Source organism: Nostoc sp. NOS(2021) (assembly GCF_017115025.1).
Classification (GTDB): domain Bacteria; phylum Cyanobacteriota; class Cyanobacteriia; order Cyanobacteriales; family Nostocaceae; genus Nostoc.
Map to the genome: position 1 here is coordinate 1 of NZ_JABXKM010000273.1, position 8,850 is coordinate 8,850.

Consider the following 8,850-nt stretch of genomic DNA (forward strand, 5'->3'; position numbering starts at 1 on the left):
CTCCCCACTCCCCTTCTGTAAGCTTTAATAGTTAATGGTGAAAGTGTTGAGATTTATTAAGAAGAGATTATGAAATATTGGCGACTCTTAATTAGCTTTGTCTTAGCTACGGTTCTTTTTTTGTTTCCCCTATCGGCGGAAGCTGCTAGTTCTTCCAGTATTACCCGTTCTGTAGGTAATGATGAACTCAAGGGCAAAGATTACTCTGGTCAAAGTTTAATTGGCACTGAGTTTACCAATCTTAAATTAGAGAATGCTAATTTTAGCAATGCTAATTTACGTGGTGGCGTGTTTAACGGTAGCGTATTGGAGGGAGTAAATCTGCATGGTGCTGATTTTAGTGAAGGCATAGCCTATTTAACCAGGTTTAAAAATGCTGATTTCAGTGATGCGGTGTTCACCGATGCAATGATGCTGCGTTCTACTTTTGATGGCGTGAATATCACAGGTGCTGATTTTACGAATGCAATTTTAGATGGGATACAAGTGAAAAAACTTTGTGTTAAGGCAACTGGTGTAAATTCTAAAACTGGTGTAGATACTCGCGAGTCTTTAGGATGTAACTAGAATCTAACCCCTTCTTCGCTGATGGAGAGGGGGATATTATTTTAAACCCTTCCAGGATGCAGAGGGCGATCGCATCTACAATAACTCTAAAAATCGCTCAACTTCTATACCAGCTTGTTTCAAAATTTTAGCCAGAGTGGAACGCTTAACTAGTCGATGAGCCGGAACTGTCAATTATAATACTTCATCTGGCATGATTTTTTCGAGTCTGATGTGACTACCTCGCTGCCGGACAACTATCTATCCATCTCTGTTGTAAAGCAGCAATAATCTCAGTATAGGGTAGGTTTGGAACTTTGCTCACAGAACTAATTCCCTGATGATCGCTCCTTCAGTAATAAATTCGTTTTCCAGTGGCTCAAGGTAAACTTCTATTGCTTCTTGGATATTTTCTAATGCTTCTTCGATAGTTTCTCCTTCACTGATACAGTCTGGAAGTGAGGGAACATAGACGGTGTATCCGCCTTCATCACTGGGTTCTAATAGGACTTTTATCTTCATACTTGAGCTTTGTAACTACCTTTTCTATTTTGAATTACTTTTGTGCGGTACTAGTACAGCACGGCGTAAATAAACCACCCATTCAAAATCAATGAAACGCTTACTCTGTATTCATTTTGAATTTTGAATTTTGAATTCCGCCTTGCGGTACTAGTGATATGCTTCTTTTAAAAAGCTGGCATAATTTGCCCGAACCGTCATAGTAGTAGGATGACTTACACCTAAAATGCGTTCACAAATTTTCAAAGCTTTCTCAAATAAGGGTTTGGCTTTCCTGTAGCGTCTTGTATTACGGTAGAGTGCTGCTAGATTGTTCATACTAATGGCGACATCGGGATGGTTGTCTCCCAGCAAGCGTTTACTTAGTTCTAAAGCTTGCTGATACAAGAGTTCGGCTTTGCTGAAGCGTCCTGTAGATTCGTAGAGTTGTGCTAAATTGTTCAGGCTAGTGCCAACATCGATATGTTCTTCTCCCAGCAGGCGTTTTCTCAGTTCTAAAGCTTGCTCAAGCAAGGGTTCGGCTTCGCTGTAGCGTCCTGTATAACAGTACAATGCTGCTAAATTGTTCAGGGTAGTGGCGACATGGGGATGTTCTTCTCCCACTAGGCGTTTCCACAGTTCTAAAGCTTGCTGATACAAAGGTTCGGCTTCGCTATAGCGTCCTGTAGATTCGTAGAGTAATGCTAAATAGCTCAGGCTAGTGGCGACATCGGTATGTTCTCCTCCCAGCAGGCGTTTTCTCAGTTCTAAAACTTGCTCAAGTAAGGGTTCGGCTTGGCTGTAGCGTCCTGTAGATTCGTAGATTCTTGCTAAATTGTTCAGGCTAGTCGCGACATCAAGATGGTTGTCTCCCAGTAAACGTTTTCTGAGTTCTAAAGCTTGCTGATACAAAGGTTCGGCTTCGCTGTAGCGTCCTGTAGATTCGTAGAGTCCGGCTAAATTGTTCAGATTAGCAACGACATCGGAATGTTCTAAACCAAGATGATTTTGAGTCAGTTCTACACACTGTTGCAACCAAGGTTCTGCTTGCTGATAAAGTCCTTGACCTTGATAAAACCAGGCTAATTTGGTAAACAGAGTGATTAAATTTTTATCGCCCAGATACTGGGATAAGTGGGTTGCAACTTCTGTAATGTGCGGGATATGTGGAGTGAGGTTGAGAATATCTTCAGGGGTAGGCTGTTGTGGAATTAGCTTTGCTACTTCTAGCATCATCGCTGCAAATTTAGTTTTTGCTTCATCCGCCTCACTTGATTTATCCAACTTCATTTGGAAAAGTTGCCGAATCAGTGGATTTAGACGATAAATTTCTTTACTTTCCCGTTGTAGCAAATGCAATTCTAGTAAATCGCCTATGGCTTTCTGATTGAGTTGTTGTTTTTTGTCATCTTCTCTCGTCTCAACAGATAAGGGAATGTCAGTTAAGGCACACAAACTGAGCAAACAGCCAAAGCCTTGTGCATTCTCATCCAGCTGTTCCCAACTCAATTCAAAAGCTTCAGCTAGACCAGATTCATAATCCATCAATGAGTTACCATTGACCACTGCTTCATGTTCTAGTCGTTTTTTTTCTAGCTGGTTCAGCAGTGTTTCCAGAGACAAATCTGGCATTTTATCTAGATATCGCCCCACTAACTCTAAGGCTAAAGGCAAATATCCCAAAAATTTACAAATTCTTCTCGCAACCCAAGGTTCTTGTTGCAGTCGTTCCCGAACTACCAGCGATTTTAATAATTTCATCGCTGCCAATGGTTTGAGGACATCCAATTCGCTATGATGTTTTGCGCTCAGGTAAGCTTGTAACTTTTTTAGTTTGCCCCGACTGTTGGAAATAGCTAACTCAGGATAATTCTGGGCGAACTTGTCATATACCTCACTCATCCACTTTCTGAAAGCAGCAACATCAACGTTTAATTCGCTGGCAAGTTTAGCTTCACTTTTACCTAAGTTTTCAGTCTTAAAATATTTTATAAAAGCTGCCGTTTGCTTTAGAGATAAGCTATGAGTAGCAGCTTCTTTGGCTAGAAAATTAGCCCATTGCATAAATAGCTTGTAAAGTTTATTTTTAATTTTACTTTGTCTGCATTTGGAAATCTTCCCTCTTTGGGGTAGAAATACCATTTTCATAGAAACATTTAAAAGCAGTGGCTTGCCGTTAGGCATTGCCATTTGAGCCTTTGAGTCTGAAGTTTCGAGTTTTGTACTCAAAACAGCTACGCGATGTCTACGACGGGCTACGCCTACGCTCTATTTTTCAATGTATTTTGGATATGAGGGGGCAATGTCTACAACAGACTACGCCTGGGCACGTTGTCAATTAGCATGACAATCGAACCGCAGAGGCGCAGAGGACACGGAGGAAGAGAGAAGAGGGAGCGATCGCTCTTTGAGGTGAAAATTTGTAGGCGATCGCTGCTAAAATTTAAACTACAACTGTTGTGTGGCATCAATTTGGTGTGATTTTGGGAGAAAGAGTGCGATCGTTAGCGATATGCTTCTCTTAAAAAACTTGCATAATTTCCCCGAACCATTATTGTATCGGGATGACCTACACCTAAAGTACGTTCACAAATTGCCAAAGCTTGCTGATACATGGTTTCAACTTCGCTGTAGCGTCCTGTAAAATGATAGAGTGCTGCGAGATTGTTCAAGCTATTGGCAACATCGGGATGGTTGTCTCCCAGTAAAGATTTTCTCAGTGCTAAAGCTTGCTGATACATGGTTTCAGCTTCGCTGTAGCGTCCTGTAGAACGGTAGAGTGCTGCCAGATTATTCAGGCTAGCGGCGACATCGAGATGGTTGTCTCCTAGTAAGCGTTTTCTCAGTTCCAAAGCTTGCTGAAACAGCGATTCGGCTTCATTGTAGCGCCCTGTAGAATTGTAGAGTACTGCGAGATTGTTCAGGCTATTGGCAACATGGGGATGGTTTTCTCCCAGTAAGCGTTGGCTCAGTTCCAAAGCTTGCTGAAACAGCGATTCGGCTTCGCTGTAGCGTTCTGTAGAATGATAGAGTGCTGCAAGATTATTCAGGCTAGCGGCGACATTGGAATGGTTGTCTCCCAGTAAGCGTTTGCTCAGTGCAAAAGCTTGATGATACATGGGTTCAGCTTCGCTGTAGCGTCCTGTAGAATCGTAGAGGAATGCGAGATTGTTCAAGCTAGTGACGACATCAGGATGTTCTAAACCAAGACGATTTTCAGCTACCTCTGCACATAGTTTGTACCAAGGTTCTGCTTGCTGATAAAGTCCTTGACCTTTATAAAACCAGCCTAAGCGTATGAAAGGTGTGATTAAATCCTCGTCGCTGAGATATTGGGATAGGTGGGTTGCAGCTTCTGCAAGGTGTGAGATAAAGGGAGTGAGGTTGAAAATATCTTCACGGTTAGGCTGTGGAGGAATTTGCTTTGCCACCTTTACCATCTGCGCTGTAAAGTTTGTTTTCACCTTATCCGCCTCACTTGACTCATCCAACTTCATTTGGAAAAATTGCCGAATCAGTGGATGTAGTCGATAAATTGCTTTACTTTGCCATTGTATTAAATGCAGTTTCCGCAACTCAGCTATAGCTTTCTCGTTGAGTTCTTGTTCTTCATCATCTTCTATCCCCTCAACAGAAAAAGGAATATCAGCCAAAGCATACAAACTCAGCCAACAGCCTAATTTTTGTGCATTTTCATCCAACTGTTCCCAACTCAATGCAAAAGCTTCAGCAACACCATATTCATAATGCATCAATGGGTTAGCCTTGGCGACTGCTTCATGTTCCAGTCGCTTTTTCTCTAGCCGCTTCCGCAGTGTTTCCAGAGACAAATCCGGCATTGTATCCAGATATCGCCCCACTAACTCTAACGCCAAAGGCAAATATCCCAAAAATTTACAAATTCTTCTCGCAACCCAAGGCTCACTTTTAAGTCGTTCTCTATCAACCAGCGATTTTAATAATTTCATTGCCGCCAATGGTTTGAGAACACCCAAAGGTAATTGCGGCAAAGTTCTATCAAATCCCTGGCGCGTTGTCAGCAATATTTTAAACCGGGGTGATTCTGGAGGGAGATAAGGCTGAACCTGTTTTTTGTAGTCAGTGACATTATCAAACACCAGCAGTACTTCACCTTGTTGCCAATTCTGCCAGCAGTATTTCAGCCTATCTGCTAATTCCCAATCGTCCGGTGCAATTCTGTTGAATTTTAATTCAAAAAATCTGAGAATCTGAATTCTGACATCTATTCCCTGTGCAGATAACCAGCAAACCCCGCCTTGATAATTCTGCAAGTGCTGTTTAGCGTATTGGGTAGCGAGTTCAGTTTTGCCTACTCCACCCATACCCGCTACAGCGACAATTGCAACTTGCTGAGATGTTTGTAACTTCTGGTGCAGTTCTTCTAGTTCCGCCTCACGTCCCACAAATTTTTCAAATGGGACAGCAGGGGGAATATTTTCATAAGTTTTTTTAATTGTGTGGTGGGCATCTTGCCCGCCATTATATTTTGCTGTCAGGCAAGCCCGTAACTTTTCTAGTTTTCCCCGGCTTTCAGAATTGGCTAACTCAGGATAATTCTGGGCGAATTTCTCATACACCTCAGTCATCCGCTTTTTGAAAGCAGCCGCACCAATGTTTAATTCGCTGGCAAGTTTTGCCTCACTCTTCCCTGAGTTTTCAGTCTTCAAACGCTCTACAAAAGCTGCCGTTTGGTCTGGGGATAAGCCATCAAAAGCAGCTTCGTTGGCTAGAAAATCAGCCCATTGCATAGACAGCTTGTGAGATTTCTTCTCAATTCTACTTAAATTCTACCTTCTCTCTACTTTGTCTCCATGTCTAGGGAATCTCCTCTTCTTCTGGCAGAAATACGATTTACATAGCAAACATTTAGAAGAGGTTCAGCCGTGAAAACTGCCCTAACAACTCCAGTCAACTCCAATCAAGCCGCTCAAACTTTGCAATTAATCCCCGCCTCGCCAACATCACTAGAGAATCCATCTACTTGGATGCGAGATGGATACAGCCCTACTGAAATTATTCTTGCGGCGGCAATTTTAACTTCATTGTCAATTGGGGGAATTGCTTCTGTGATTGTGGCGATTACGGGTTTAGTTAAAACTTTAGTACGCCCGACAAGCAAAAAAACTAAGTAGGGGCACTGGCAAAGGCAAATTCTTCGCTTCGTTGCCATCCCGCCTCGGAATCAATTCCGAGACTAATAGCCTAAGTCCGTTGCAACGGACTAAATTTAATTAATTTGAGTCAGTTTTAACTGACTTATGCTGTTAGCCTGCGATTTGAATCGCAGGCGGACTGAAAATATCGCCCGTCACTTGAGCCACTTGAGCCTTTGAACCTGAACGTTGAGCCTCTGAACCTGAACGTTGAGCCTTTGAACCTCAACGTTGAGCCTTTGAACCTCGAAGTTGCACCTCTGAACTTCAACATTGAGCCTTTGAGCCTCGAAGTTGCACCTTTTAACCTCGAAGTTGCACCTTTCAACCTCAAATTTCGAGTTTGGTACTCAAAACAGCGAGATAAATACTGTATTCCTCCTGCCTTCTGCCTCCTAATACGAATGGCACTAAGTTAAGATACAGCCCTTGCCCTGACTGGTTCCCAGCCTCCAGGCTGGGAAACCACTCTGCGAGGCTCTGCCTCCTATTTCTTGACGAGAGGCGGAGCCTCTCAGAATTCGTTCCCAGCCTGGAGGCTGGGAACGAGGCGACGAGGCGACATAAGTCTTTGAGCTTTTCTTAGTGCCATTCCTCCTAATACTAAGGTGACTGATTTAACACCCACTTCAACCACTGCCCAAAGGAACTCACAACATTTAACCTTTGAACTCCAGTAGCACGGGCGGCGGCGAGTCCATCAACGGCGACTAATGCGGCATACTGCAAGCCCAAGAAACTATCAACTGCTGCATAAGGGCCACCTAATGTAATAGCCCCAGCCGCATACATTTGACCTCTATCACTACGCATTTCTACTAATTCAAAATTGTTCGCTACAGCCAATCGCCCCAGATGATTCACTGGGAGGTTGTAATGTTTCACCAAATCTGCTAATAGGGGATTGGTATCTACCTTGGCATCCAGTCCAGTAGCATCAACAATAAAGTCAGCTAGCAATTTCATTTCCCCAAAGCTTTGCTCTCGAATACGGGTAATAGTCCGGTTTTGGGCATCTCGTTCCACATCCAGCACCTCACCAAAAGTAATTTGATACCAGCCTTCGCTTAACCCTTGGGCAGTAATTTGCTGCCAATCGTGGCGGTCGGCGGTGGTAGTTCCACCCCAGTCTGCTAGTAAACGCTTGCGTTCGTCGGGACTGGCTTTTTCTAACATTGCCCGGAGTTCGCCGCCCCAACAGGCTTTAGGCCAGTTAAAGGGTTGAAATTCGTAATGATTTTTGACTAGGCGTTGGGTATTTTGAAATTTGTTGCCTTGGGGTTTAGGCGATCGCATTAAATGCAAAACTGAAATATTCTGATTTCGCTTTCTGGCTTCATAAATGCGCTGGAAAATCCGCGAAGCGACAATTCCCCGGCCACGAATCAACACGGTACCACCTTGTTGCTCTAGTTGCTCATAAACATGATCGTGTGCTTCATAAGCATTGACTACAGATTTAAAATCTTGATATTTTTCCCTATAAGCTTGCAAATCTGGGAGAAACTGAATCGCTGGATACCCAGTAGCTAAATGTAAATAACGAGTAACTAAAAAAGCATAATTTCCTGGGCCGCGAGAATAGGCTACGCAATATCTGCCGTCATCAGTTTTGCGAATTACCCGAACTCGCCCATAGCGATAAATTTGATTCCAGCCAATGCGCTTCGTCTCCCTATCTATGGAATCAAAGACGTTACCCGCACGGGGAGTATAAGTTTCTGCAAATGTTGGTTCAGCAAACACTTGCCACAAATACTTAAATGCTGAGTTTATCTGTCCCTTGGCTAAGTCACCCCAAGCTTCACGCAAGGCATAACTAGGCCAGCCCCAAATATTATCAGGACAAGAATCAGAATTAGAACGCAGTCTTTCATGTAAGGGAATTTGCGAATTCAAACACAGGCGCTTGTAACGAGCATAAGGTTCCGCCTCTAATCCCAAAGCCACAATTTTGTCAGCACGCACACCACTAATTCGCAGCAAATCAGCCCAAAAAAAGCTACCCAGTCCCGCCCCGATCGCGAGATAATCAGATTCATCTACTGGTAATCCTGTAGCATGAAGTGCCTGCACAGCGACCTTTTCCGCCTGAAATGCTAATGGCGGGAAATTACTTGCCAAGGGCGTTAGCGGCTGGACTACGGGCAACGTGGGGTCTGGAAGATTGGTATTTGCGTTGAAATGAATCGTTGAAGGGGGGCTGGTATCTGGTGCAGAAGCGCTAGCAGCAAATGTCACCGTGATCAGATATGGCCCAATTTGCAACGTATCGCCATTAGCCAAAACACTGCGCGTTTGTGGTTGACCGTTGACAGACACACCGTTAACGCTATTTTGGTCAATCACCACCAAATGGTCTTGTTCCCAGTCAATTAGGGCATGGTAGCGAGAAACTTCGTTACTGTTAAGCAGCATCCTAGAAACGCGCACTCCCCTGAGTTCAGCAGGTAAGCGAGCGAATTCTCGACCAAAAGCGATCGGCATACTCAACCTTGGTTCTCGCCGTTCTCCCGTCGCTGGTTCTTCCCAACTCAATTGGATTTGTAAGTCATTTGTCATTGGTTATGGGGCATTGGGCATTGGGCATTGGGCATTGGGCATTGGGCATTGGGCATTGGGAATTGGG

General features: G+C 43.8%; 8 protein-coding genes. 4 read left to right on the forward strand and 4 right to left on the reverse strand.

Annotation, left to right across the window (positions count from 1 at the left end):
- Nucleotides 1-69: 69 nt before the first annotated feature.
- Complete coding sequence (locus HWQ41_RS27170) at nucleotides 70-567, forward strand: pentapeptide repeat-containing protein (protein ID WP_292770072.1); 498 nt, start codon at nucleotides 70-72, stop codon at nucleotides 565-567.
- A gap of 300 nt (nucleotides 568-867) precedes the next feature.
- Here HWQ41_RS27170 and HWQ41_RS27175 read toward each other — a convergent pair whose 3' ends face one another.
- The gene (locus tag HWQ41_RS27175) at nucleotides 868-1,068 is read right to left on the reverse strand and encodes a type II toxin-antitoxin system HicB family antitoxin (protein ID WP_292770074.1); all 201 of its coding nucleotides are present in this window, start codon (nucleotides 1,066-1,068) and stop codon (nucleotides 868-870) included.
- A gap of 150 nt (nucleotides 1,069-1,218) precedes the next feature.
- Nucleotides 1,219-3,276 (reverse strand): tetratricopeptide repeat protein, encoded by a 2,058-nt coding sequence (locus HWQ41_RS27180; protein WP_292770076.1) that lies wholly within the window; start codon nucleotides 3,274-3,276, stop codon nucleotides 1,219-1,221.
- Nucleotides 3,277-3,390: 114 nt separating this feature from the next.
- On the opposite strand from HWQ41_RS27180, the gene HWQ41_RS27185 reads away from it, so the two are divergent.
- Nucleotides 3,391-3,528 (forward strand): hypothetical protein, encoded by a 138-nt coding sequence (locus HWQ41_RS27185; protein ID WP_292770078.1) that lies wholly within the window; start codon nucleotides 3,391-3,393, stop codon nucleotides 3,526-3,528.
- 23 nt (nucleotides 3,529-3,551) lie between these two features.
- Here the strand turns inward: HWQ41_RS27185 and HWQ41_RS27190 are convergent, their stop codons facing one another.
- Nucleotides 3,552-5,816, reverse strand: a complete 2,265-nt coding sequence (locus tag HWQ41_RS27190) for a tetratricopeptide repeat protein (protein WP_292770080.1) — start codon at nucleotides 5,814-5,816, stop codon at nucleotides 3,552-3,554.
- Between the two features lie 135 nt (nucleotides 5,817-5,951).
- Between HWQ41_RS27190 and HWQ41_RS27195 the strand changes: the two genes are divergently transcribed.
- A complete protein-coding gene (locus HWQ41_RS27195; protein ID WP_292770082.1) occupies nucleotides 5,952-6,200 on the forward strand; it encodes a hypothetical protein in 249 nt (82 codons plus the stop codon).
- 197 nt (nucleotides 6,201-6,397) lie between these two features.
- Nucleotides 6,398-6,640, forward strand: a complete 243-nt coding sequence (locus HWQ41_RS27200) for a hypothetical protein (protein ID WP_292770084.1) — start codon at nucleotides 6,398-6,400, stop codon at nucleotides 6,638-6,640.
- Between the two features lie 184 nt (nucleotides 6,641-6,824).
- On the opposite strand, the gene HWQ41_RS27205 is transcribed toward HWQ41_RS27200, so the two are convergent.
- A complete protein-coding gene (locus tag HWQ41_RS27205) occupies nucleotides 6,825-8,783 on the reverse strand; it encodes an FHA domain-containing protein (RefSeq protein WP_292770086.1) in 1,959 nt (652 codons plus the stop codon).
- Nucleotides 8,784-8,850 lie beyond the last annotated feature (67 nt).

What these genes read in the sequence shown, in the direction of transcription:
- HWQ41_RS27170 (WP_292770072.1), top strand. Translation starts at nt 70, where the DNA reads ATGAAATATTGGCGACTCTTAATTAGCTTTGTCTTAGCTACGGTTCTT.
- HWQ41_RS27175 (WP_292770074.1), bottom strand. Translation starts at nt 1,068, where the DNA reads ATGAAGATAAAAGTCCTATTAGAACCCAGTGATGAAGGCGGATACACC.
- HWQ41_RS27185 (WP_292770078.1), top strand. Translation starts at nt 3,391, where the DNA reads ATGACAATCGAACCGCAGAGGCGCAGAGGACACGGAGGAAGAGAGAAG.
- HWQ41_RS27190 (WP_292770080.1), bottom strand. Translation starts at nt 5,816, where the DNA reads ATGCAATGGGCTGATTTTCTAGCCAACGAAGCTGCTTTTGATGGCTTA.
- HWQ41_RS27205 (WP_292770086.1), bottom strand. Translation starts at nt 8,783, where the DNA reads ATGACAAATGACTTACAAATCCAATTGAGTTGGGAAGAACCAGCGACG.